Annotated in this window: 25 protein-coding genes; 8 read left to right on the top strand and 17 right to left on the bottom strand. The window is 72.5% G+C overall.

The features are described from left to right. Window positions 1-23 precede the first annotated feature (23 nt). From A6P39_RS26140 to A6P39_RS26100, 9 genes are all read right to left on the bottom strand, one after another. Window positions 24-803, bottom strand: coding sequence for an HAD-IIA family hydrolase (locus A6P39_RS26140; RefSeq protein ID WP_067048411.1), 780 nt, complete (start codon window positions 801-803; stop codon window positions 24-26). A 153-nt stretch (window positions 804-956) separates the two neighbouring features. Further along, the gene (locus A6P39_RS26135; protein ID WP_067048409.1) at window positions 957-2,009 is read right to left on the bottom strand and encodes a 2-aminoethylphosphonate ABC transporter substrate-binding protein; all 1,053 of its coding nucleotides are present in this window, start codon (window positions 2,007-2,009) and stop codon (window positions 957-959) included. A 50-nt stretch (window positions 2,010-2,059) separates the two neighbouring features. Then, the gene (locus A6P39_RS26130; protein ID WP_199840846.1) at window positions 2,060-2,857 is read right to left on the bottom strand and encodes an ABC transporter permease; all 798 of its coding nucleotides are present in this window, start codon (window positions 2,855-2,857) and stop codon (window positions 2,060-2,062) included. Further along, window positions 2,844-3,626 carry a 2-aminoethylphosphonate ABC transporter permease subunit gene (locus A6P39_RS26125; RefSeq protein ID WP_067048402.1) on the bottom strand — a complete coding sequence of 261 codons (783 nt, stop codon included), beginning with the start codon at window positions 3,624-3,626 and terminating at the stop codon, window positions 2,844-2,846. Before A6P39_RS26125 ends, A6P39_RS26130 begins: the two co-directional genes overlap by 14 nt. Continuing rightward, window positions 3,619-4,665, bottom strand: coding sequence for an ABC transporter ATP-binding protein (locus tag A6P39_RS26120; protein ID WP_067048399.1), 1,047 nt, complete (start codon window positions 4,663-4,665; stop codon window positions 3,619-3,621). The genes A6P39_RS26125 and A6P39_RS26120 overlap by 8 nt, the downstream gene beginning before the upstream one ends. A gap of 1 nt (window position 4,666) precedes the next feature. Beyond that, window positions 4,667-5,374 (bottom strand): phosphonatase-like hydrolase, encoded by a 708-nt coding sequence (locus tag A6P39_RS26115; protein WP_067048397.1) that lies wholly within the window; start codon window positions 5,372-5,374, stop codon window positions 4,667-4,669. Window positions 5,375-5,379: 5 nt separating this feature from the next. After that, entirely contained in the window at window positions 5,380-6,504 is a 1,125-nt protein-coding gene (locus A6P39_RS26110) for a TIGR03364 family FAD-dependent oxidoreductase (RefSeq protein WP_067048392.1), read from the bottom strand. 153 nt (window positions 6,505-6,657) lie between these two features. After that, window positions 6,658-7,413 (bottom strand): GntR family transcriptional regulator, encoded by a 756-nt coding sequence (locus A6P39_RS26105; protein WP_067048505.1) that lies wholly within the window; start codon window positions 7,411-7,413, stop codon window positions 6,658-6,660. Window positions 7,414-7,462: 49 nt separating this feature from the next. Next, window positions 7,463-8,365, bottom strand: coding sequence for a hypothetical protein (locus tag A6P39_RS26100; RefSeq protein WP_067048389.1), 903 nt, complete (start codon window positions 8,363-8,365; stop codon window positions 7,463-7,465). 131 nt (window positions 8,366-8,496) lie between these two features. Here A6P39_RS26100 and A6P39_RS26095 point away from each other — a divergent pair, with 131 nt between their 5' ends. Next, window positions 8,497-8,904, top strand: a complete 408-nt coding sequence (locus tag A6P39_RS26095; protein ID WP_067048383.1) for a VOC family protein — start codon at window positions 8,497-8,499, stop codon at window positions 8,902-8,904. A 128-nt stretch (window positions 8,905-9,032) separates the two neighbouring features. Here A6P39_RS26095 and A6P39_RS26090 read toward each other — a convergent pair whose 3' ends face one another. Further along, window positions 9,033-10,187, bottom strand: a complete 1,155-nt coding sequence (locus tag A6P39_RS26090) for an ROK family transcriptional regulator (RefSeq protein ID WP_067048502.1) — start codon at window positions 10,185-10,187, stop codon at window positions 9,033-9,035. A 48-nt stretch (window positions 10,188-10,235) separates the two neighbouring features. On the opposite strand from A6P39_RS26090, the gene A6P39_RS26085 reads away from it, so the two are divergent. The 3 genes from A6P39_RS26085 (at window position 10,236) to A6P39_RS26075 (ending at window position 12,749) form a co-directional block, all read left to right on the top strand. After that, window positions 10,236-11,306: a Gfo/Idh/MocA family protein gene (locus A6P39_RS26085; RefSeq protein WP_067048381.1), complete on the top strand. Its 1,071-nt coding sequence runs from the start codon at window positions 10,236-10,238 to the stop codon at window positions 11,304-11,306. Continuing rightward, the gene (locus tag A6P39_RS26080) at window positions 11,306-11,800 is read left to right on the top strand and encodes a heme-degrading domain-containing protein (protein ID WP_067048378.1); all 495 of its coding nucleotides are present in this window, start codon (window positions 11,306-11,308) and stop codon (window positions 11,798-11,800) included. The genes A6P39_RS26085 and A6P39_RS26080 overlap by 1 nt, the downstream gene beginning before the upstream one ends. Window positions 11,801-11,885: 85 nt before the next feature. Further along, on the top strand, window positions 11,886-12,749 hold the full coding sequence (locus A6P39_RS26075; protein ID WP_067048375.1) for an LLM class F420-dependent oxidoreductase: 864 nt from the start codon (window positions 11,886-11,888) through the stop codon (window positions 12,747-12,749). A 27-nt stretch (window positions 12,750-12,776) separates the two neighbouring features. Here A6P39_RS26075 and A6P39_RS26070 read toward each other — a convergent pair whose 3' ends face one another. The 3 genes from A6P39_RS26070 to A6P39_RS26060 form a co-directional block, all read right to left on the bottom strand. Next, on the bottom strand, window positions 12,777-13,634 hold the full coding sequence (locus A6P39_RS26070; protein WP_067048499.1) for a fumarylacetoacetate hydrolase family protein: 858 nt from the start codon (window positions 13,632-13,634) through the stop codon (window positions 12,777-12,779). A 128-nt stretch (window positions 13,635-13,762) separates the two neighbouring features. Continuing rightward, window positions 13,763-14,506, bottom strand: a complete 744-nt coding sequence (locus A6P39_RS26065) for a YidC/Oxa1 family membrane protein insertase (RefSeq protein WP_067048372.1) — start codon at window positions 14,504-14,506, stop codon at window positions 13,763-13,765. 170 nt (window positions 14,507-14,676) lie between these two features. Continuing rightward, window positions 14,677-14,988, bottom strand: coding sequence for a DUF6412 domain-containing protein (locus A6P39_RS26060; RefSeq protein ID WP_067048369.1), 312 nt, complete (start codon window positions 14,986-14,988; stop codon window positions 14,677-14,679). A gap of 134 nt (window positions 14,989-15,122) precedes the next feature. Here A6P39_RS26060 and A6P39_RS26055 point away from each other — a divergent pair, with 134 nt between their 5' ends. Then, on the top strand, window positions 15,123-15,959 hold the full coding sequence (locus A6P39_RS26055; protein WP_067048360.1) for a serine hydrolase domain-containing protein: 837 nt from the start codon (window positions 15,123-15,125) through the stop codon (window positions 15,957-15,959). 6 nt (window positions 15,960-15,965) lie between these two features. On the opposite strand, the gene A6P39_RS26050 is transcribed toward A6P39_RS26055, so the two are convergent. Next, window positions 15,966-16,502, bottom strand: coding sequence for a winged helix-turn-helix transcriptional regulator (locus A6P39_RS26050; protein WP_067048496.1), 537 nt, complete (start codon window positions 16,500-16,502; stop codon window positions 15,966-15,968). Between the two features lie 106 nt (window positions 16,503-16,608). Here A6P39_RS26050 and A6P39_RS26045 point away from each other — a divergent pair, with 106 nt between their 5' ends. Next, the gene (locus A6P39_RS26045; RefSeq protein WP_067048350.1) at window positions 16,609-18,006 is read left to right on the top strand and encodes an MFS transporter; all 1,398 of its coding nucleotides are present in this window, start codon (window positions 16,609-16,611) and stop codon (window positions 18,004-18,006) included. Between the two features lie 12 nt (window positions 18,007-18,018). Here A6P39_RS26045 and A6P39_RS26040 read toward each other — a convergent pair whose 3' ends face one another. Then, complete coding sequence (locus A6P39_RS26040; RefSeq protein WP_067048340.1) at window positions 18,019-18,816, bottom strand: class E sortase; 798 nt, start codon at window positions 18,814-18,816, stop codon at window positions 18,019-18,021. 252 nt (window positions 18,817-19,068) lie between these two features. On the opposite strand from A6P39_RS26040, the gene A6P39_RS26035 reads away from it, so the two are divergent. Then, window positions 19,069-20,544 carry a glycoside hydrolase gene (locus tag A6P39_RS26035; protein ID WP_067048323.1) on the top strand — a complete coding sequence of 492 codons (1,476 nt, stop codon included), beginning with the start codon at window positions 19,069-19,071 and terminating at the stop codon, window positions 20,542-20,544. Here A6P39_RS26035 and A6P39_RS26030 read toward each other — a convergent pair. After that, window positions 20,534-21,355, bottom strand: coding sequence for a TIGR03943 family putative permease subunit (locus tag A6P39_RS26030; RefSeq protein WP_067048318.1), 822 nt, complete (start codon window positions 21,353-21,355; stop codon window positions 20,534-20,536). The two genes, A6P39_RS26035 and A6P39_RS26030, sit on opposite strands and share 11 nt — an antisense overlap. Next, window positions 21,352-22,311 (bottom strand): permease, encoded by a 960-nt coding sequence (locus A6P39_RS26025; RefSeq protein WP_234378988.1) that lies wholly within the window; start codon window positions 22,309-22,311, stop codon window positions 21,352-21,354. Before A6P39_RS26025 ends, A6P39_RS26030 begins: the two co-directional genes overlap by 4 nt. A gap of 222 nt (window positions 22,312-22,533) precedes the next feature. On the opposite strand from A6P39_RS26025, the gene A6P39_RS26020 reads away from it, so the two are divergent. After that, window positions 22,534-23,568, top strand: a complete 1,035-nt coding sequence (locus A6P39_RS26020; protein WP_067048310.1) for a hypothetical protein — start codon at window positions 22,534-22,536, stop codon at window positions 23,566-23,568. Window positions 23,569-23,575 lie beyond the last annotated feature (7 nt).

The raw sequence follows: 23,575 nt of genomic DNA, 5'->3' as shown, positions 1-23,575 counted from the left end.
AGCCGGGGTTTGAGAGCCCCTGTTCAGATCAGGTCGACCAGGTCCGCGATGGAGTCGACGACCTTCGAGGGTCGGAAGGGATGGCGGTCGACGTCCGCGGGCTGAGTGACCCCGCTGAGCACCAGGAACGTACGCATCCCGGCCTCCAGGCCCGCGAGGACGTCGGTGTCCATGCGGTCGCCGATCATCGCGGAGGTCTCGGAGTGGGCGCCGATGGCGTTCAGGCCGGCCCGCATCATCAGCGGGTTGGGCTTGCCGACGAAGTACGGGCTCTTGCCGGTCGCGGCGGTGATCAGGGCGGCGACGGAACCGGTGGCGGGCAGGTCGCCCTCGGTGGAGGGGCCGACGTTGTCGGGGTTGGTCGCGATGAACCGGGCGCCGCCGTTGATCAGCCGGACGGCCTTGGTCAGGGCCTCGAAGGAGTAGGTGCGGGTCTCGCCGAGTATCACGAAGTCGGGCTCGTGGTCGGTGAGGATGTAGCCGATGTCGTGCAGCGCGGTGGTGAGCCCGGCCTCGCCGATGACGTAGGCGCTGCCGCCGGGCCGCTGGTCGTCCAGGAACTGGGCGGTGGCCAGGGCCGAGGTCCAGATGTTCTCCTCCGGCACGTCCAGGCCCATCCGGCGCAGCCGGGCGTGCAGGTCCCGGGCGGTGTAGATCGAGTTGTTGGTGAGTACCAGGAAGGGCATCCCGGACTCGCGCAGCTTCTTCAGGAAGGCGTCGGCGCCGGGGATCGGAACGCCCTCGTGGATCAGGACACCGTCCATGTCGGTGAGCCACGACTCGATCGGCTTGCGGTCTGCCATGTTGTGCGTCTCCTGGCGTACGTACGGTCGAGAAAGCGGGGCGGGGAAGCAGGGGCGGGAAAGCTGGGGGCGCCGGAACCACGGCGTACCGACGCCCCCAGCCTAATCAGACCGGCCTGATCCTGACCCCGGCCGGACACGGACCGGTCCAGGTCAGCTGCCGGTGGCCGACTTCCAGTCCTCGACGTAGGACGTCAGGTTCTTGTCGATGTCGTTCCAGTCGGGCTCGAAGAAGTCCACGCCGTCCATCAGCTTGGCCAGGGCGACGGCGTCCGCGTCGGTGGCCTTGACGTCCTGGCGGGCGCTGAAGCCGCCGCCGATCGAGCTGACCTCCTGCTGCTGCTTCCGCGCGAGCATGAAGTCGAGCAGCTTCTTGCCGTTCGCGCTGTGCGGGGCCTTGGTGACCAGGCCGGCCGCGTAGGGCAGGGCGAAGGTGGTGGGCTTGCCGTCCTTGCCGGCCGGGAACCAGATGCCGAGGTTCGGCATGGTCTTGGACTGGGCGTAGTTCATCTGCACATCGCCGTTGGCGACGAGCAGTTCGCCCTTGTCGACCTTGGGCGCGAGCTTGCCGGTGGAGGCGGACGGGCCGACGTTGTTGGCCTGGAGCTTCTTCAGGTAGGCGAGGCCCTGGTCCTTGCCGCCGAAGTCGTGGATGGCCTTGATGAGCACGGCGGTGCCGTCGCCGGCGACGCCGGGCGTGGAGTACTGGAGCTTGTTCTTGTACTTCGCGTCGAGCAGCTCGTCCCAGGTCCTGGGCGCCTGCTTCAGCTCCTTCTTGTTGTAGACGAAGCCGAAGTAGTTGCCGACGACGGAGATCCAGGTGCCGTCCGTGGCCTTGTCGGCGCCGCCGACCTGGTCGGCGTCCTTCACCTCGTACTTCTGCAGCAGGCCCTTGGCGTCGGCCTCCTGGATGAACGGCGGCAGGGTGACCAGCACGTCGGCCTGCGGGTTGCTCCGCTCACGGACGGCGCGCTGCACCATCTCGCCGGAGCCGCCCTCGACGTACTTGACCTTGATGCCGGTCTGCCGGGTGAAGGCGGCGAAGACCTTGTCGTACCAGCCGTCGCCGTTCTCGCCCTTCAGGCCGTCGGCGCTGTAGACGGTGACTTCCTTGGCGTCGGAGGCGGCGGAGGAGCCGCAGGCGGACAGTGCGGGGGTGGCGAGCAGGGCGAGGGCTACGGCGAGCGTGCTGCGGTTTCTGGGCATGGCGAGGCCAACTCCTGGCGTTCGTACGGGATGTGAGGAGGGGGGTGGGGTCAGCGGTACGACGCCCGGTTGCGGACCCGGGAGACGGCGAACAGGACGAGCAGGGTCGCGGCCATCAGCACCACGGCGACGGCGGAGCCGGTGAACAGGGCGCCGCGGTCGGTGGCCGCGTAGATCAGGACGGGCAGCGGGGTCCAGTCCGGCGGGTAGAGCATCATCGTGGCGCTCAGCTCGCCCATGGACAGGGCGAAGCAGAGGCCGGCGGCGGCGGTGAGGGAGGGCAGCAGCAACGGCAGCCGGACCCGCCACAGCACGTACGACGGCCGGGCGCCGAGGGAGGCGGCGGCCTGTTCGCAGGCCGGGTCGAGGCGGGTGATCGCCGCCGACACGGACTGGTGGGCGAAGGCCGTGACCAGCACGGTGTGCGCGAGGATCACGATCCACCGGGTGCCGTTGAGCAGCATGGGCGGCTTGGAGAAGGCGACCAGGACGGAGAGTCCGACCACGACCGACGGTACGGCGACCGGCAGCACGAAGAGGGCGTCCATGATCCGCCGGTACCGCTTCTTCAGGGCGGCGGCGGCCAGCGCGGCCCAGGTGCCGGCGGTCAGCGCGAGCAGGCTGGCGGCGGTGGCCGTGAGCAGGCTGGTGGTGAGCGCCTGGAGGGCCTCGCCTCGGGTGGCGGCACGGTAGTTGGCGGCGGTCGGGCCCGAGGGCAGGACGCCGGACCAGTGGGTGGCGAAGGAGGCGCCGAGGACGACGAGGAGGGGCAGGGCGAACAGTGGCAGGAAGAGGACGAGGAACACCGCCCACACGGCCCGCCTGGCCCCGCGGCTATGCACCAGCACGACGGCTCACCACCCGGTAGAGGCTGTAGAGGCCCACGGAGATCAGGACGTTGACGACGGCGACCACACACGCGCCCGGATAGTCGGACTCCAGGATCGCCTTGCTGTAGACGAGCACCGGCAGGGTGGTGACCCCCTTCGCGCCGGTGAACAGCACGATGCCGAACTCGTTGAGACAGAGCACCAGGACGAGGCTGCCGCCGGCCGCGAGCGCGGGCAGCGCCTCGGGCAGGATCACCCGCCGTACGATCCGCGGCGCCCGCGCGCCCAGGGAGCTGGCCGCCTCCAGCTGCGCGGTGTCCAGCTGCGAGAAGGCGGCGAGCAGCGGCCGCATCACGAACGGCGTGAAGTAGGTGACCTCGGCCAGCAGCACGCCCCAGGGCGTGGTGAGGAACTGGAAGGACCCGATGATGCCGGTGCTGCCGTAGATGAACAGCAGTGCCAGCGTGATGAGGAAGGACGGGAAGGACAGGTACACGTCGATGAACCGCGCCACCGCCTTCGCTCCCGGGAACGGAACGAACGCGATGACCAGCGCCAGCGCGAAGCCGAGCACCAGGCATCCGGCGGTCGAGGCGAGCGCCAGCCAGACGGTGGTCCACAGCGCGTGCCGGAAGCCTTCGGAGGCGAAGACGTCGGCATACGGCTTCAGGGAGGTGCCGCCGGTGTCGGGCTGGAAGGACTGCTGGACGACGAGGGCGAGGGGGTAGAGGAAGAAGAGGGCCAGGAGGGCCGTCGGGGGCAGGGCCCACAGCAGGCGCCTATTCATGGGTGACTCCGGCGGGCAGCAGCACCGCGTCCTCGGTCGCGAAGTGCAGGGCCACTGGGTCCCCGAGGCCGGGCGGGTTCCTCAGTTCACGGAGGTCCGCCATGACCGTGTGCCCGCCGACCTCGACGTACAGCCGGTGGGTGGCGCCGCGCCACTGGATCTCCCGTACGACACCGGCGAGTTGGTTGGGACCCTGGCCCAGTGCGACGAGATGCGGCCGTACGCACAGCGTGGCCCGTGCCCCCGTGACCGCCCCGTCCGTGGTGACCTTCAGCTCCGTTCCCGCGAAGGAGACTCCCTTGGCTCCCACGGTCACCGGTATCAGGTTCGCGCCGCCCACGAAGGAGGCGGTGAACTCGTTCGCCGGTGAGTGGTACAGCTCTCTCGGCGTGCCGCAGGCCTGGAGCCTCGCCCTGTCCATCACCGCGATCCGGTCGGCCAGCGTCAGCGCCTCGACCTGGTCGTGGGTGACGTACAGCATCGACACGTCGGGCAACTCCCGGTGCAGCCTGGCGAGTTCGGCGAGCATCCCGGAGCGCAGCCGGGCGTCCAGCGCGGACAGCGGCTCGTCCAGCAGGAGTACGCCGGGCCGGATGGCGAGCGCGCGGGCGACGGCGACGCGCTGCTGCTGGCCGCCGGACAGCTCACGCGGGTGGCGGCGGGCGTAGGCGGCCATGCCGGTCATCTCCAGCGCCTCGGCGACCCGCTGCCGTATCTCGCCCTTGGGGGTTTTGCGGGCCCGCAGGCCGAAGGCCACGTTCTCGTCGACCCGCATGTGCGGGAAGAGCGCGTACTGCTGCACGACCATGCCGATGCCCCGCCGGTACGGCGGCAGGTCCGTCACATCCCTGCCGCCGAGGAGCACCCGCCCGGACACGGGCCGCACGAACCCGGCGACCGCCCGCAGCGCGGTGGTCTTGCCGGAGCCGGACGGCCCGAGCAGCGCCATGACCTCTCCCGGCTCGACGGTCAGGTCGAGCGAGTCGAGCACGATGTTGCGGTCGTAGGCGACGGTGACGGAGTCGAAGCGGATGCCCATCTCAGCGCGCTCCCGAGAGCAGGGCGGGCAGGTCGGCGACGGAGTCGAGGACGTGGGTGGCACCGGCGGCGCGGAACTCCTCGTCCCCGTGGGCCCCGGTGCGTACGCCCGCGACCAGCCCGGCCCCGGCGCGTACGCCGCTGAGCACGTCGTACGAGGTGTCCCCGACGACGGCGACCTGCCGCACGTCCTCGGCGGCCTTGGTGCGGACGAAGGCCTCCAGGACCATGTCCGGGTACGGCCGCCCGCGCCCGCCGGCGTCGGCCGGGCACAGGGTGCGCGCGGCGAGGTCCCGCCAGCCGAGGGCGTCGAGGATGGCGTCCTGGGTGACCCGGGCGAAGCCGGTGGTCAGGACGACGGTGCGACCGCTGCCGGTCAGCTCCCCGATGGCCTCGCGGGCCCCGGGGACGGGCGCGACCAGACCGGCGCCGACCAGATCGCCGTACGCCTTCTCGAAGGCGGTGTTGGCGCGCTGGGCGCGCTGCTCGTCGCCGAACAGGTGCCGGAAGACGGAGATCTTGGACTCGCCCATGGTGGCGCGGACGTACGCGAGGTGCCCGGCGTGCTCGGCCGAGCCGGGTTCGACGCCCAGCTCGGCGGCGGCCGCGGCGAAGGCGCGCTCGACCAGGCCGCCGTCGGCGACGGTCGTACCCGCCATGTCGAGGACGACGAGACGGATGTCGCAGATATCGCGGATGTCGGTGGTCAACTCTCTCACCAGTCCAGTTCGTTCGCGGTCTGTTCGGCTATCGCCGGAGAGCAGGTCATGCCGCGCCCGCCGGGCCCGGTGACCAGCCACACCCCGTCGCTCACCGGCCGGCGGTGGACGACCCGGCCCGGGTCCGTGCACTGCGCGTACACGCCGGCCCAGCGGCGGCGGATCTTCGGCAGCGGCCGGCCGAGGAGGGACTCGACGACCCCAGTGAGGTGGTCGTAGGGGTCCTCGAGGGTGTCGAAGGCGAAGGGGTGCTCGTACTCGTGGGTGTCGCCGATGGTCAGGCCGCCGTCGGCGCGCTGCACCATGAGCAGCTGCATCTTGTGCTCGGCGGCGGTCTGCGCTTGAGCCTGGCCCGCGTTGAGCGCGTCCAGCGCCGGGGAGGCGTAGGCCGGGTAGTAGCGGAAGCTGTCGGCGTCGGCGACGGAGGTCGGCAGCGGCTCGCCCAGCGGGTCGGTCTGCATCATCTGCAGGCGGACGCGGCGCACGGGCAGGTCGGGCCCGGCCAGCTCGCGGACCAGGCCGCCGAGCCAGGCGCCGGTGCACAGGACGACGGCGTCGGCGTGGTGAACGTCCCCGTGGTCGTCCCGGACGGTCCCGGCACCGACCACCTCGCGCACCTCCCGTCCCGGCAGGAAGGTGTAGTCCGGGGACTTCAACAGTTCGGCGCGCAGGGCGAGTTGGGCGGTGCGGGGCTCGACCGCGGCGTCCCGCCCGCAGTACAGGGCGGCGGTGAAGTCCCCGCGCAGGGCGGGGTTGAGGGCGCGGGCCTCGGCCGGGGTGAGGAGCTTGTAGCCGCGGGCGGCGGCGTCCGCGCGGGCCACGGCGGTCTCGGCGACGGCCAGCTCGAGCGGGCCGCGGACGGGGGTGAGGGATCCGTTGGCCCTGAAGCCCAGCTTCGGCACCCGGGCGCCGATGCCTTCCCACAGCTCCCGCGCCCGCAGTGCGGTTTCCAGCTCTTCTCCGCCCGCGCGGCCACTGACCCAGATCTGCCCGAAGTTGCGCAGCGAGGCGCCGCGCGCCTCGGCCTCGCGCTCGATCTGGACGACCTGGTGGCCGCGCTGCACTGCATGCCAGGCGTGCATGGTGCCCACCACGCCTGCTCCTACGACTGTCACTCTCACGGCGGCAACGCTCCTCGCGATCGGGGAACCGGAGACATCCGGCTGTCAACGCGAGCGTGAACGACCCATCACGTTTGGGCTAGACCCGTTATCTTTTCGTGACACATGAGGGAGGGCGAAGAGTGGGACATTCATCGACTTTTCGGGCGCTTTTCAGCCCTTGAGGTGGGTGGTGAAGGAGAACCGGTCCCCCCGGTACAGCGACCGCACACGCTCCAGGGGCCGCCCCTGCGTGTCCCGGGAGACCCGGTGGATCAGCAGCATCGGCAGGGCGGGCGGAGTGCCGATGAGCAGCGCCTCACGGGGTGTGGCCAGCACGGTCTCGATCCGCTCGTCGGCGTCGCCGAAGGAGATGCCCTGGGCGGTGAGGTAGCCGTAGAAGGAGGAGTCGGGGTCGAAGTCGGCGTCCAGCCGCGGCACCCGCCCGACGGCGACGTACGTGCTCTCCAGCCCGACCCGCTCCTCGTCGGCGAGCAGCACCCGCTCCAGGTGCCACACCGGTTCGCCCCGGGTCAGCCCGGTCTCGGCGGCGAGGGGGTCCGGGCAGGGGAAGCGGTCGAGGGTGACGAGGGTGCGCCCGGGGGTACGGCCCTGCCGGCGCACGCCCTCGGTGTAGCTGGCGAGGGAGAGCGGCTGGGCGAGCTTGGGCCCGGCGACGACGGTCCCGCGCCCCCGGCGCTGCAGCCGCCCCTCCAGCACCAGCTCGCGCACGGCCTGCCGTACGGTCTCGCGGGCGACGTCGTACCGCTCGGCGAGATCCCGCTCGGTCGGGATGACGCCGCCCTCCCCCAGCTCCTCCAGCAGCGCGGCGATCCGCGCCTTCACCGCGTAGTACTTGGGGATGCGCCCGTGCTCGGGGATGCCGGAGCGGACGGGGGCGCCGGGGGCCTGGTCGTTCGGGTAGTCCACGCAGGGATCGTCGCAGACCATGGGGCGGTTCCCGGTACGGGACTCCGGTTCAGCGGCGTCTGCGGGCCAGCAGGAAGGCGCCCGTGCCGACGCCGAGCAGCGCGACGGCGGCCGCGAACAGCCCGTGGGCGAGCCCGAGCCCGGTACGCGACAGCTCCCGGGCCCGCTCCCCGGCTTCCTGCGCCGCCTCGGCGAAGGGGAAGGAGGAGTCGGGGGCGGAGGAGGATGCGGCGCCGGTGCTGGGCGTGCCCTGCGCGCTGCCGGAGGGCCGGGACTCCACGGCCCCGCCCCCCTGGGTGTCCTCGGGCCGGGCCGTCCCGTCGTCCGTGTACGGTCCGATCCCGAACCGGTAGGCGTTGGACTCCCCGATCCAGTCCCCGTGCTCACCCCGCCGCTGGACGACGGCGGCGTTGGCGGTGACCTTGTCGGCCACGGCGTCGGAGGTGAGGGCGAGCCTGACCCGGATACTGACGGTCCTGCCGGGCGGCACGGCGAACCCGGCGAACCCGGCGCCGTCCAGCACCCCGACCAGCTCCTGCTCGTCCGTGCTCTCAAACGACACCGGCCGGGCCCGGGAGCCGTCGAAGAAGTCCAGGTGCGGCTGGTCCGGCCGCAGGGCACGCTTGTCGTCGACGAGGACGACGACCGGGTGGACACCGGTGCAGGCCCGGCGGGTGGTGTTGGTGAGGTCGATGTACCAGGTGCCGTATCCGCCGCCCGCCTCGTACGAGCCGGGGCCGCCACGGATCCGGGTGGCCAGCGGGAACGCCCGCGCGTCCGCGCCGACGCACGCGGGGGGTACGTCGGCACGGTCGGCGTGGGCGCCCTGGACGGCTCGGGCGGCCGGGACGGCCCGGACGGCCTCCGGCGACACGGGGGCGGGGGCGAGGACGGTGACGGCGGCGGCTGCGGGGAGGCAGAGGGAAAGGGACGAACACAGTCGCATGAACACATGACCATGCCGGTCGGACCCGCGCGCGCGGGCCGCCACTCCGGTACGGGCCGCGAAGTCCGCTCGATCGGCGGGGTAACACTTGGACAGGCCTGCGCGCCGTGCCCGACCAGCGCTGAGGAGCATGCAGCATGAAGATCGCGACGTCCCAGAAGATCACCACGTTCCTGATGTTCGAGGGCAACGCCGAGGAGGCGATGACCTTCTACACCTCGCTCTTCGACGACGCCGAAGTCGTCAACGTCACCCGCTACGGGGCCGATGGCACCGGCAAGGAGGGGAGCGTGCAGCGCGCCACGTTCTCGATCGCCGGTCAGCAGTTCATGTGCATCGACAGCCCCGCGCACCACGACTTCACCTTCACGCCCGCGATCTCACTCTTCGTGCAGTGCGAGGACGAGGGCGAGATCAACCGCCTCCACGCCGCCCTCACCGAGCAGGGCACGGAACTCATGCCCCTGGGCAGCTACGGTTTCAGCGCCAAGTTCGCCTGGGTCAACGACCGCTTCGGCGTCTCCTGGCAGCTGAACCTGCCGTGACCTGACCGGCCCGGCGCCCGCCCACCGGGCCGCCGCGGACCGTACGCGGCCGCGGGTCCGCCGTGGCCGGTCGCGCGGTTCCCCGTGCCCCTTCGGGGCGCTACCGCCACAGCACAGCGCACCGCCCGTCACACGTCCCCGCGCCCGAACACCGGCGCCAACAGCAACTGCGCGGCCCCCTCCGCCACCACGCGCTCCCCCCGCGGAGCGACCCGCACGGAACCCCCACGCACCCCCTCCCGGCGAGCCCGGGCATCGAGCACCTCCCCGACTCCCCGCACAAAACCCTCCGGCGCCCCCGCGATCGTCCGCCCGCCGAGCAGCACCACGTCGATGTCCAGCAGCCCGACCAGGTTCGCCGCCGCCACCCCCAGCACCCGCGCCGCCTCCCCGGCCTCCCCGCGCCCCACCGCCGCCAGGCACAGCGCCTCCACGCACCCACGGTTCCCGCACTCGCACAGCGGCCCGTCCAGCTGGATCACCTGGTGCCCGAACTCCCCCGCCCCGGTCCGCGCCCCCCGGTGCACGCGCCCGCCGATCACCAACCCGGCGCCGAGCCCCGTACCGAGGTGCAGATAGGCGAAGGAGCCGCCCTCGCCCCCGACCGACAGGCCGAGCGCCGCCGCATTGGTGTCCTTGTCCACCACCACCGGCACCCCCAACCGCTCCCCGAGCGCGTCCCGCAGCGGAAAGCCGTCCCACTCGGGAAAGCCGGTCACCCGGTGCAGCACACCCCGGGCATGGTCGAGCGGCCCCGGCAGCGCCACCCCCACCCCGAGCAGCGTCCCGGCCCCGGCGAGCCCCTCGTCCCCGAGGTCCAAGCCCTCCCCGGCCAGCCCCTCCACCGCGCGGGCGACCACTCGGAGCACGACCTCCGCGCCCGCCCCCAGATCCAGCTCGGTCCGCCGCTCCCCCACCACGGCCCCGTCCAGGTCCACGAGCACCGCCCGCAGCTCGTCCCGGTCCAGATGCACGCCCACCGCGTGCCCGGCCTCCGGCACCAGCCGCAGCACGGTCCGCGGCTTGCCCCCGGTCGACGCCCGCCGCCCGGCCTCCGCCGCGTACCCCTCCTCCCGCAGCCGCGCGGTGATCTTGCTGACGGCCTGCGGGGTCAGGCCGGTGCGCTCGGCCAGTTCGAGCCGGCTGATGCCCTGTGCCCCGGCGTCCCGCAGCAGGCCCAGCACCAGCGCGGTGTTGTGGCTGCGCACCACGCCGAGATTCGCCCCCGCCGGCACACCGCTCCCCGTCCCCGGCCCCGTCCTCGTCCTGTTCACGCCACCCATTGTCCCCGCCGCTTGCACTTTGGCAACAGCGTTGCGAAAGTGGCTTCCATGACTGCTGCTAGCCCCCTCCGCGTCGGCCTGATCGGCTACGGCCTCGCCGGCTCCGTCTTCCACGCCCCGCTGATCGCCGCGACCGAGGGCCTCGCCCTGGACACCGTGGTCACCTCGAACCCCGAGCGGCAGGAGCAGGCCCGCGCGGAGTTCCCGGACGTCCGTACGGCCGCCGGCCCCGAGGAGCTGTTCGACCGCGCCGGTGAGCTGGACCTGATCGTCATCGCGTCCCCGAACAGGACGCACGTCCCGCTCGCCACCACCGCCCTCGAGGCGGGCCTGCCGGTCGTGGTCGACAAGCCGGTCGCCGGCACCGCCGCCGAGGCCCGCGCCCTCGCGGCCCTCGCCGACGAACGCGGCCTGCTCCTCTCCGTCTTCCAGAACCGCCGCTGGGACAACGACTTCCTCACCCTGCGCGGGCTGCTGACGGAGGGCCGGCTCGGTGACGTCTGGCGCTTCGAGTCCCGCTTCGAGCGCTGGCGCCCGCAGCCCAAGGGCGGCTGGCGCGAGTCCGGCGACCCCGCAGAGATCGGAGGTCTCCTCTACGACCTGGGCAGCCATGTGGTCGACCAGGCCCTCGTCCTGTTCGGCCCGGCCACCGAGGTGTACGCCGAGTCGGTCGTCCGCCGCGCCGGCGCCGAGACCGACGACGACACCTTCATTGCCCTCACGCACGCGAACGGCGTCCGCTCCCACCTCTACGTCTCCGCGACGGCCGCCCAGCTCGGCCCGCGCTTCCGGGTGCTGGGCTCGCAGGCGGGCTATGTGAAGTACGGCCTGGACCCGCAGGAGGCGGCCCTGCGGGAAGGCCTGCGGCCCGGGCCCCGGTGGGGCGCCGAGCCGGAGTCCCTGTGGGGCCGTACCGGGGCCGGCGAGTCCCCGCTGACCGGCGGCGGCACCCCCGTACCGACCCTGCCGGGCGACTACCCCGCCTACTACGCGGCCGTGGCCGGCGCCCTGCGCGGCACCGGTCCCAACCCGGTGACCGCGCTGGAGGCGGCCGCCGCCCTCGACGTACTGGAAGCGGCCCGCGCATCGGCCCGCGACAAGGTGACGGTGACCCTCTGATGCCCCCGATCACCCCCGGATCCGTCCCCGAACTGACCCCGTCCGTCGAGGAGCTGGAGGCACAGGAACGCCGCCTGGTCTTCCGGCAGTTCACCTACGACGACGCCTGGGCCCTCGGCTCGCTCCTGGTCGGCATGGCCCGCGAGCGCCAGGCCCCGGTCGCGATCGACATCCACCGCGCGGGCCAGCAGCTCTTCCACGCGGCCCTGCCGGGCTCCACCCCGGACAACGACGCCTGGATCGCCCGCAAGCGCCGGGTGGTGGAGCGCTACGGCGCCTCCTCCTACCTGGTCGGCACCCGCTTCCGCGCCAAGGGCACGACGTTCGAGGACTCCTCCCGCCTGGACCCCGGCACCTACGCGGCGCACGGCGGCTCGTTCCCGGTCCGCGTCGAGAACGCCGGGGTCATCGGCGCGGTGACGGTCTCGGGCCTGCCCCAGCTGCAGGACCACAGGTTCGTGGTGGAGGCGCTGGAGCAGTTCCTGAACGTGTGACGCCCGCGGGGATTACGCCGTGGATCCCTCCGGTTGGGAATGCCTGTAGACGTGATGATCACGACCCACCCGGAGGGACCGCCCCATGAGCACCGTGAAGGACAGGATCGGCCGGTACGGCATCTGGAACATCGGACTGCGCTCGGAGGAACCCTCCCGGCGCGGCGAACTGGCTGAGGCGGCGGCCGAGTTGGAGGAACTGGGCTTCGGTGCCGTCTGGCTGGGCGGCAGCAGCGCCGCCCACCACGCCGTTCCGCTCCTCGAGGCCACCGGCACGCTCGTCGTCGGCACCAGCATCCAGAGCATCTGGCAGTACGACGCCGAGGAGAGCGCGGCGGCCTTCGCCGAGGTGGAGGCGGTGCACCCCGGCCGCTTCGTGCTCGGCCTAGGCGTGAGCCACGCCAAGCTCGCCGACCAGTACCGCCGCCCGTACTCGGCCCTGGTCGCCTACCTCGACGCGCTGGACACGGCGGGCGTCCCCGCAGACCGCAGGGTCCTCGCGGCCCTCGGCCCCAAGACCCTGGAGCTGTCCCGGGACCGGTCGGCGGGCGCGGTGCCGTACCTGGTCACCGCCGAACACACCGCGCAGGCCCGCGAGATCCTCGGCGAGGGCCCGCTGCTCGCCCCCGAGCTGAAGGTGGTCCTGGACAGCGACCCGGCCCGCGCCCGCGCCCTCGCCCGCGAGGCCCTCGCGATGTACCTGGCCCTGCCGAACTACACCAACAACTTCCTGCGCCTCGGCTTCACCGAGGACGACCTGACGGACGGCGGCAGCGACCGCCTGGTCGACGCGCTGTTCGCCTGGGGCGACGAGGCCGCCGTCCGCGACCGCGTCGCCGCCTTCCACCAGGCGGGCGCGGACCACGTGGCCCTTCAGGTGATCACCGGCACCGGGAGGGCCACCCTGCCGAGGGAGGAGTGGCGCAGGCTCGCCCTTGCGCTGGGGTGAGCGGCCACCTTGCGCCGGGGGGAGCGACTACGCGTCCTTCAGCTCCTGCCGCTGCCGCCCGAGGCCCGCGATCTCCAGCTCGACGACGTCCCCGGCCCTCAGGTACGGCTTCGGCTCGGGCCGTCCCATGGCCACGCCCGCCGGGGTCCCCGTGTTGATGACGTCCCCGGGGTAGAGGGTCATGAACTGGCTGACGTAGCGTACGACCTCCCCCACCGGGAAGATCTGCTCGGCCGTCGTACCGTCCTGCTTCAGCTCCCCGTTGACCCACAGCTTCAGCGACAGGTCCTGCGGGTCGGCGATCTCGTCCGCCGTCACCAGCCACGGCCCGAGCGGGTTGAACGTCTCGCAGTTCTTGCCCTTGTCCCAGGTCCCGCCCCGCTCGATCTGGAACTCGCGCTCGGAGACGTCATGGGCCACCGCGTACCCGGCGACGTGGGCGAGCGCCGCCTCGGCGGAGTCCACGTAGCGGGCCGTACGCCCGATGACGACGGCCAGCTCCACCTCCCAGTCGGTCTTCACGGAGCCGCGCGGGACGAGCACGGTGTCGTTCGGGCCGACGACCGTGTCCGGCGCCTTGAAGAAGACGACCGGCTCGGCGGGCGGCTGGGCGCCGGTCTCGCGGGCGTGGTCGTGGTAGTTGAGCCCGATGCACACGATCTTCCCGATGCGGGCGAGCGGCGGCCCGGTCCGCAGCCCCGCCGCGTCCAGCGCGGGCAGCTCTCCGGCCTCGGCCGCCGCCCGTACCCGGCCGAGCGCGGCCTCGTCGGCGAGGAGCGCGCCGTCGATGTCGGCCACGATGCCCGACAGGTCCCGCAGCGTCCCTGTGGCGTCGAGCAGCGCGGGCCGCTCGGCCCCTGCCGTACCGACTCGCAGCAGCTTCATGGTCACCATCTCCCTCGATAGCGGGCGCCCGGCCGATGGGTGCAGCCATCGGAGGACTGGCCGATCCTCCAATCCCGCGGTCCACTCCGCAAGACCCTGTTCATGTACTGGACCGTAACCGCACCTCGCTACCGGTACAGCGCGGCTCGCTCCACGGCGGTCCAGGTGGTGCTGGTGACGACGTAGAGCGCGGCCGCGAGCGGTACGACGGCGACCGTGACGAGCGTGAAGAACGACATGAACGGCATGACCTTGCCGACCGCGCCGAGTCCCGGCACCTGCTCGCCGCCGCCCGCGGCCACGGCGGGCGGGTTCTTGGCCATCATCTGCTTGGTGCGCCGGTAGTTGAAGGCGGCGACGGCGGCGACGAGGACGAAGAGCGCGAGGTAGACGAGTCCGGCCGGGCCGAGGACCCCGCCGTCCGCGAGCGCGTCGGCCCAGCGCCCGCCGAGCGGCGCCGCGAACAGCTGGTGACTGAGCAGCCCGTTGGCCCCGCCGCCGACCGTGGGGCTGGAGAAGAGGTGGTAGAGGAGGAAGAAGGCGGGCATCTGGAGCAGGCTCGGCAGGCAGCCGGCGAGCGGCGAGACCTTCTCCTCGGCGTGCAGTTCCAGCACCGCCTTCTGCAGTCGCTGCGGATCCTTGGCGTGTTTCTCGCGCAACTCGGCCATGCGCGGCTGGAGTTCGGCGCGGGCCCGCTGGCCGCGGGCGGCGGCGCGGGACAGGGGGTGGACGAGGAGTCGTACGAGCGCGGTGAACAGCACGATCGCGGCGGCTGCCGCGGAGGCGTGGAAGAGCGGGGTCAGCAGGTCGGCGAGGTGCTCGACCAGGCGGGCGAAGAGGGAGAAGACAGAGAAGACGGAGAAGACGGACATGGGTGAGCCCTCCGGGGGTCTCGTCGTGCCGGAAGAAGCCAGACCGGAATCGGTCGGACCGGAAGCGGCCGGACTGGAAGCGGCCGGACTGGAAGGCCGGACCGGAATCGGTCGGAGCGGCATGACGACCCGCGCGGGGTCACGCGGAGGAAGAGAGAAGGACGCGTGCCCTACGCGGCGGTCGCCGCGAGGGCGCGTCCGGGTGCCCTGGGCCGCCGCCGGCCGGGCGCGTCGGGATCACGCTGGGGCAGGAAGGCCGTGCGCCGGGCCCGGTCCCGGATCGCCGTACGCACCCGCGTGGGCGGGAAGACCGGCGCGCTGCGGGCGGCCAGCAGGGCACAGGCGGAGAGCGCGGAACCGGCGGCGGCGGTCGCGGCGAGGGCCACGGTCGCGGAGAGGTTGCCCGTGTCGAGCAGCAGGACCGGCAGCAGCACGAGCAGCAGCGAGGCGAGGGCACGCGACGCGACGATCCCGCGCTTCATGGCGTCCTCCCTCCCCTCGTCCGCACGTGTCCGCATGTGTCCGCACGTCCACAACTGCCGATGTCTACCTGCCCTTTATACCTGAAAGTCCATATGATCGACTCGACCGAGGGGGACATGGGGGGAGTACACACGTGCCTCGCACACCGAGCTGCATCCTGACCGATTCGTCCGGCGCGCGGGTCGCCGACGGCCACGCGGTGGACCGGTTCGTCGAGATCGGCTCGTTCACCAAGGTGCTCACCGGCACCGCGCTGATGCGCATGGCCGCCGCGGGCCTGCTCGACCCGGACGACCCCGTCGAACGCCGGCTCCCCGTGCCCGCCGGCACGGGCGTCACCCTGCGGAACCTGGCCGACCACACCTCGGGGCTGCCCCGCCTTCCCCCGGGGACGGGCCTGCGCGATCCGTACGCCGCGTTCGACCGCGCCGCCCTGTACCGGCTGCTCGGCCGGCTGGACAAGGTCGTGGTCCGGCCACCGGGGCAGCAGGAGGAGTACTCCAATCTCGGGTACGCCGTCCTGGGCGCGGCGCTGGTCGCGACGGCCGGTGTGCCGTACGAGGAGCTGCTCGCCGAGCACGTGCTGCGGCCGCTGGACGTGGCCGAGGTGAGCGTGCGGCCGGACGCGGACCGGCGGCTGCTCGCGCCGGGCCTGTTCGGCCGGGGCCGGCGGCCCTGGACCATGACCGGGGCGATCCTGCCGGCGGGCGGCCTGTGGGCCACTCCGCGCGCGGTGGCCGATCTGCTGGTCCGGCTGGCGATCGAGCGCCGGCTGGGCGATCCGGCCCCCTCCTGGCAGACGGCCGGGCCCCTTCTCTGGCACAACGGCGCGACCCGCGACGCCTCTCTCTTCGCCGGGGCGATGGCGGACGGCCGGTGGGTGGTCGTCCACCGGCTGGGCGGCGACTCGGACGCGACCGACCGGGCCGGCCTCGACCTCCTCAAAGAGGGCGGCGCGGCCCGCTCCTGAATCCCCTCAGGCGGACACGTTCTCCGGTGATTCCAGGGGCTCCAGCAGCCGCTTGGGCTTCAGCAGCACCCGGCTGACCGGATCCGCCGGGTCCGGATCGAGCGCCGGGCCCGGCTCCATGACGACGTCACGGGCCGGTACGACGACTCCGCACGCGGGGCATTCGCCGTACGGCCCGAGTTCCGTGCCGCACGACACATGACAGAAGTAGCGCTGCAGGCCGTCGGTGAAGTGTTCGCGCCCCCACAGGCCGAGGGCGCGCAGCGTGGGCCACAGGGCGATGCCGCGCTCGGTGAGGACGTACTCGTCCCGGGGCGGCGACTGCTGGTACCGGCGCTTTTCGAGGATGCCCTCGGCGGTCAGCGTCTGCAGCCGGGCGGCGAGGACGGCACGCGGGATGCCGAGGTGCACGAGGAAGTCGTTGTAGCGCCGCACGCCGTACATCGCGTCCCGGACGACGAGCAGCGTCCAGCGCTCGCCGACCACCTCGAGCGCGCGGGCGATCGAGCACTCCTGTGTCGCGTAGTCCTTGCCCAGTGCCATGCCGTCCACTGTAGCCGCTTTCCGACCTCTTGGTTCAGTGAACGAACCGACGATGTTACGGTGGCGGAGTCACGTGAGTTCAATGACTGAACCTTAAGGACGCGCCATGACCGGGCTCGATCCCGTCACCAGCACCCCCGCCCCCGCCGCCGTACACGGCGCGACCACCCAGGGCGCCCCCGTGCGCCCCCGGGCCACCCTCGCCCTGACCAGCGCGGCCACCGCCGTGGCCCTGATGACGTACACGGCCCCGATGGTCACGCTCCCGGACACGGCGAGCGCCCTGCACACCTCCCTGTCCGCCCAGGCCTGGCTGCTGAACGGCACCCCGCTCGGCCTCGCCGCGCTCCTGCTGGTGGCCGGCAGCCTCGCCGACGACTACGGCCGCCGCCGGCTCTTCCTCAGCGGCACCCTGGCCCTCGGCCTGACCACCGTCCTCGGCGCCTTCGCGACGTCGACCTGGCAGTTCACCCTCGCCCGCATCGCCCAGGGAGCGGCGAGCGCCGCGCTCCTCGCGAGCAGCCTCGGCCTGCTGGTGGCGGCGTTCCCCTCCCCGCGCGGCCGGCTGCACGCGACCGGCGTCTGGGGCGCCTTCGTCAGCGGCGGCATCGCGGCCGGCCCGCTGATCGCGGGAGCGCTGCCCAGCTGGCGGGTGGCCTACGGCGTACTGGGCGCCGCCGCCGTCCTCGTGGCCGCGCTCGGCACCCGTACGCTCACCGAGTCCCGCGCCCCACGCGGCGGCCGGCCCGACGCGCTCGGCGCGCTGACCTTCGGACTGGCCCTGGTCGCCCTGGTCGCGGCCCTGACCCTGGGCCGGGACGGCTGGCTGCGCGCACCGGTCGGGGTCCTCCTCGTGGCCGCCGCGGTCCTCGTCGTGCTGTTCGTCGCCGTGGAACGCCGGGTCGGCACCCCGATGATCGACCTCGGGCTGCTGCGCCACCCGCCCTTCCTGGCCTCGGCCGCCGGCGGCCTGTTCACGGGCCTCGCCGTGATCGCCCCCTTCAGCTTCCTGCCCGCCCTGATCCAGCAGACGCTGCGGCTGTCCCCCATGGACACGGCCTGGCTGATCCTGATCTGGTCCGGGCTGAGCTTCACGGTCGCCCTGCAGGTCAAGCACCTGGCCGGCCGGATCGGCCCCCGTGTGCAGCTGGCCGCCGGCTTCGCCCTGCACGCCGTCGCCGTCCTGACCATGCTCGGCGCGATCGGCTCCGGCTCCTGGACCCGGCTGCTGCCCGGATTGATCGTCGGCGGCGCGGGCAGCGGCCTGCTCAACGGCGCGCTGCCCCTGCTCTCCGTGGACTCGGTCCCGCGCGAACGCGCCGCGATGGGCTCCGGCGCCCAGCAGACCTTCCGCTACATCGGCTCCAGCGCCGGTGTCGCCCTGACCATCGCCCTCGCCACCTCCTCCGGCACCCTGGCCCACGGCACGGACATCGCCCTGCTGGTGTCGGCGGGCCTGGCGGCGGTGGGCGCGGTGAGCGTGGTGGCGTTGCGGGAGCGCTGACCGTGCGGGGACTCACCTGGGCCGCACGGACACGAGCCTGCCCCAGACCACCATCCGGTAGCGCGAGGTGAACTCCGGGGTGCAGGTGGTCAGGGTGATGTAGTAGCCGGGCTGGTCGTACCCGTAGCGGGGATGGACGAGGGAACGCGGGACCGCCATGACGACCCCCGAGTCCGTCGCCGAGGTCTGCGGCAGGATCTGGTCGACGTCGTACGTGTACGTCGCCGTCCGCGTCTCCACCTCGATGTCGTCCCCGCGCCGCAGCCGGGGCAGGTACCGGAAGGGCTCGCCGTGCGTGTTGCGGTGCCCGGCGAGCGCGAAGTTCCCGGCCTGGCCCGGCTGCCCGGTGCCGCGGTAATGGCCGACGTACCCCTTGTTCAGGACGTCCGCCTTGCTCACCCCCTCGGCGACGGGAACACGCAGCCCCAGCCGGGGGATGTCGAGAACGGCGTACGCCCGGCCCCGGCGGGGCAGGGCGGCGGGGACGTACGACGACCCCGGCGCACCGGAGGTGGACCTGCCGGAGCCGGCCGCCGGGGCCGTGGCCGAGGCGGAGGGCGCGATCGTCGGACCACCGCTGCCGGCACCGGCATCCGGGGTGCCCCACTCCCGCTCCAGCGCCTGCACCTGCCGCTGGGCGCCGCGCTTCGCCTCCCGGTTGGTCCACCACAGCTGGTGCACGACCAGCAGCATCAGCAGCACCCCGACGGTGACGAGCGCCTCGCCCCCGCCCCACAGCACGCGGCGGCGCCGGGCACGCCTGCGCCGGTCGCTGTGCCGTACGACCCGCACGCCCGACGCCGCAAGCATCCGCACCCCACCTCCACGCCCGCCTTCACGCCCGCCTCCACGGGAGCCTCCGGGAGCCGCCCGCACGATAGGCGCAGTGGGCACAACTGGCCATAGCCACAAGGGATCCGGGAGAGCGGTCCGCCTTCCTCAACGGGTTTTAGAAAGCGCTGTCAGAACCCTCGACAACCCCACCCGGCACCCCCGATGCTTCGTGCTGCCAAAGCCGCGACGGGGAAACGGGAAACGGGGAATGGGAGAGGCGGAGAAGCCATGATCCGACGCAGAACACTGTTGGCCGCAGCGGGCGGCGGCATCCTGGGCAGCGCCCTGGCGACGGGCACGGCACGGGCGGACGCGACGATATCCGTCAACCCGGCGAAGACCTACGGCACTTGGGAGGGCTGGGGCACGTCCCTGGCCTGGTGGGCGAACGTCTTCGGCGCGCGGGACGACTTCGCGGACATCTTCTTCACGACGAAGCAGACGACGTACAACGGCACGTCACTGCCCGGTCTGGGCCTGAACATCGCCCGCTACAACCTGGGCGCGTGCAGCTGGAACAGCGTGAGCGGCGAGTCGATGGCCGCCTCCGCCAACATCCCGAAGTTCAAGCAGATCGAGGGGTACTGGCAGGACTGGACGAGTGAGGACCCGGCCTCCTCGTCGTTCAAGTGGACGGCGGACGCGACCCAGCGCGCGATGCTGGTGAAGGCGACCGCGCGCGGCGCGACCACCGAGCTGTTCGCCAACTCCCCGATGTGGTGGATGTGTCTGAACCACAACCCCTCGGGCGCCTCCGACGGCGGCAACAACCTCCAGTCCTGGAACTACCGCCAGCACGCCTCCCACCTGGCCGCGGTCGCGCTGTACGCGAAGCAGAACTGGGGTGTGACCTTCACGACGGTGGAGGCCTTCAACGAGCCCTCGTCCTCCTGGTGGACGGCGACCGGCACCCAGGAGGGCTGCCACATGGACGCCACCGTCCAGTCGGCCGTACTCCCCTATCTGCGCAGCGAGTTGGACAAACGCGGCCTGACGGCGGCGAAGATCTCGGCGTCGGACGAGAACACCTACGACCTGGCCCGCACCACCTGGAGTTCCTTCTCCTCGACGACGAAGGGCTACGTCGACCGGGTCAACGTCCACGGCTACCAGGGCTCCGGCGGCCGCCGCGACCTGCTCTACACGGACGTCGTGACGACGGCCGGCAAGGGCCTGTGGAACTCGGAGACGGGCGACAGCGACTCGACGGGCCTGACCCTGGCGAGCAACCTCCTCTACGACTTCCGCTGGCTGCACCCCACGGCCTGGGTGTACTGGCAGGTGATGGACCCCAGCTCGGGCTGGGCGACGATCGTGTACGACGCCGCCACCCTCCAGCCGGGAGCGGTGCAGACGAAGTACTACACGCTGGCCCAGTTCACCCGGCACATCCGCCCGGGCATGACGATCCTGGACACGGGCGTGAGCTACGCGGCGGCGGCCCTGGACCGGTCGGCGAAGCGCCTGGTGATCGTCGCGGCGAACACGTCGTCCTCCGCCCAGACCCTGACCTTCGACCTCTCGTCCTTCTCCTCGGTGACCGGCGGCTCGGGCGGCCTGGTCCCCCGCTGGAACACGGTCACGACCGGCGGCTCCGACCTCTACACGTCCCACTCGGACACCTACCTGTCCGGCAGGTCGCTCTCGGTCCCCTTCGCGCCGAAGTCGGTCCAGACGCTCCAGGTGGACGGGGTCACCGGGTGAGCGCCGACGGCAGCGGAAGGGCGTCCTGGTAGCCGTTGACCGGCCGGGCGGCCTTCCTGACCGTGAGGGCGTCCAGCGCGACCGGCGCGGACCCGGTGCCCAGCATCCCGCCGGGGTGCCAGGTCCCGGTCACCGTCACCCAGCTGTTCGCGGGCGGCACGTCACCGCCGTAGATCCGTACCTTCACGGACTGGGCGTCCGCGGCACAGCAGTTGATGATGATCCGCGTCAGGTCCCAGCCGCCGTCCCCATGGGGCGTGACGATCCCGGTCATCAGGATCGTGCGCCCCCGGATGGCCTGCCCGCGGTCCTGCCGCACGCGGCTGGTGAAGTCGGAGAGGGTCATGGGCAGGGGCGAGGTGCGCGGCAGCGGACCGAAGGACTGCTGCTCGGCGACGGGCTTGGCCGGCTGCCGGGAGGCGGTGAAGGCACCGAGGGCGGGCGGGGCGTAGAAGAGCAGGCTGAGCGCGGGCAGGAGCAGCAGCCAGGCGACACGGGGAAGCCGCGAGTGATCGTGCCCGCGGCCGCCCTGCCCGCGGCCGTCGCGGTCGTAGCCGTCCTGCCCGCGGCTGTCGTGGTCGCGGCTGTCGTGGTCGCGGCTGTCGTGGTCGTGCGGATCCTTTTCCGGGACGGTACGGCGATCGAGGAGGGCGCCGGCGATGCCCAGCAGGACCAGGACGACACCGGAGGCGATGAGCAGGGGTCGCATGCTCTCCTTGACGTACCGCAGGCACAGGTCGGTGAAGAGCGAGATGTGCAGCAGCCCGAGCCCGCAGAGCACGAGCAGCCCCGCCTGGGACAACCGTTTCACAGCAGGGCTCCCCCGATCAGCGCGCTGCACGCGACGGCGACGACGACGGTGGCCGCGGAGAACCGCACGGCGAAGGCCCGCCCGAAGGTCCCCGCCTGCAGGGCGATCAGCTTCAGGTCGACCATGGGCCCCACCACCATGAACACGAGCCGGGCCACCGGCGGGAACGCGGTCAGCGAGGCGGCGAGAAAGGCGTCGGCCTCGGAGCACACGGCGAGCAGGACGGCGAGCCCGGCCAGGAAGAGCACGGACAGCCAGGTCGACCCGGCGAAGGTGTCGAGCACGGAGCGCGGCACGGCGACGTTGAAGGTGGCCGCCGCCATGGCCCCGAGCACGAGGAACCCGCCGGCGTGCAGGAAGTCGTGCTGGAACCCACGCCGGAACTCGTCCCACCGGTCACCGCCCTCCCGGTGCCCGGTGTGCTCCCGCACGGCGGGCCGCAGCCACTTCGCCCGCCCGAACCGCAGCCACAGCCAGCCCATGACGACGGCGGTGACGAGCGAGGCGAGCAGCCGGGCCAGCACCATGGCGGGCTTCCCGGGAAACGCGATCGCGGTGGCGGTGAGGACGACGGGATTGATGGCGGGCGCGGAGAGGAGGAACGCGAACGCGGCGGACGGAGGGACCCCCCGCCCGATGAGACTGCCGGCGACCGGCACGGAGGCACACTCGCACCCCGGCAGCACGACCCCGGCGGCTCCCGCCACGGGAACGGCGAACACGGCCCGCCGGGGCAGCAGGCGCTGGAAGAACCGCTCGGGCACGAACGCGTTGATCGCCCCCGACAGCGCGGTCCCGAGCAGCAGGAAGGGCGTGGCCTGCACGGTCACGGCCAGGCACACCGTCCGCCACGCCTGCACGGCCGGGGCGTCCCCCCACCTCCCGACGAGAAACAGAACCGCGCCCGGCACGACGGCGGCACCCACGAGCAGCAGGGCCCAGTACCGGGGCGGCACGGCACTCTGCTCACCCCCGGCCTCCAGCCGCTCACTGTCGGCACCAACGCCGACGTCGACGCCGGCGTTCACGTCGACCGCCCCACTCGCGCTCTTCACGCAACCCCCACCGGATGCCCGCACCTGAGATGCCCGCACGACGATAGACGAAGATCAGGGGGCCTTCCCGTACGCCCCCTCCGCGCCTCACCTTTGTCACCGCGCGGCAGTACGGTGTCCTCCATGCGCCCCGACACGCCTGCCGAGAACGTCGACCACACCGCCGAAGCGGCACGCCTGGAGCGGACCGCGGGACTGTACCCCGAGGACGCCGAGGCCCTGCTCCTCCGCGCGGCGGCCCACCTGGAACTGTCCGGCGACCGCCCCGCCGCGACCACGCTCTACGACCGCCTGCTGTCGTCCCCGGCGGACCTGGACAACCCTCCCCTGATCCGGGCCCTGAAGGCCTCGAACCTCTGGGAGTACGGCCACGAGGCGGAGGCGAGGGCGATCATCGAGGGCGTCCGGCTGACCGCCCCGCGCGACCCGGCCCCCTGGGTGATCGTCGCCGAAGCGCTCGAGGGGCACGACGAGCTGGAGGCGGCGTCGGAGACCTTCACGGAGGCCGCCCGCCTGTTGCTGACGGACGACACCGAGCCGCCTTCCACGACCCATCCCCTCCTCTACGGCCGCCACCGCGTGCGCCGCATGCTGGGCCTGCCGCACGACGACTGGGACACCTTGGCGGACACCGTGCACGCGTCCCCGGTCTCCCTGGACGAACTCCACGACCCCAAACGGGTCTGGTCCCTCGGCTCGGACAACCCCGCGGAGCTGGCGGCAGAGATCACCCGCCTCCAGGCCGAACTGGGCGCCTACCGAGAGGCCCTCTCCCGCCCGTTCCCGGTGGCGGTACTGCACTGGCCGACCTCGGAACTGACCGAACTGCTGTCGGCCTACCCGACCCTGTCCTCGGAGTACCCGTCCCACGAGGAACACCTGTCGACCATAGAGTCGTCGCTGCGCGAACTGTCGTCGTCGGGCACGGGCAACCTGGGCATCGTGACGGGCACGGTCCCGTCGTACGAGGCCTTCGCGGCGTCGGAGGGCTCCACACCGGACGACGTGACACTGCTACCGCAGTACGCGACGACACTGGCGGCCCGGGGACGGGCGGTTGCTTGGCCTCCTCAGAGGGGGGCGGGGTGTTGGTGTGGCACGGGAGAGGGGTACGAGGCCTGTCACGGCGGAGGTAACGGACCTCGCCCTGTCGCATGAAAGCGTC

This window comes from Streptomyces sp. FXJ1.172, from assembly GCF_001636945.3.
In the GTDB taxonomy this organism is placed as follows: Bacteria; Actinomycetota; Actinomycetes; order Streptomycetales; family Streptomycetaceae; genus Streptomyces.
The sequence above is the reverse complement of the archived record's forward strand: the minus strand, read 5'-3'. Positions and strand labels throughout refer to the sequence as shown.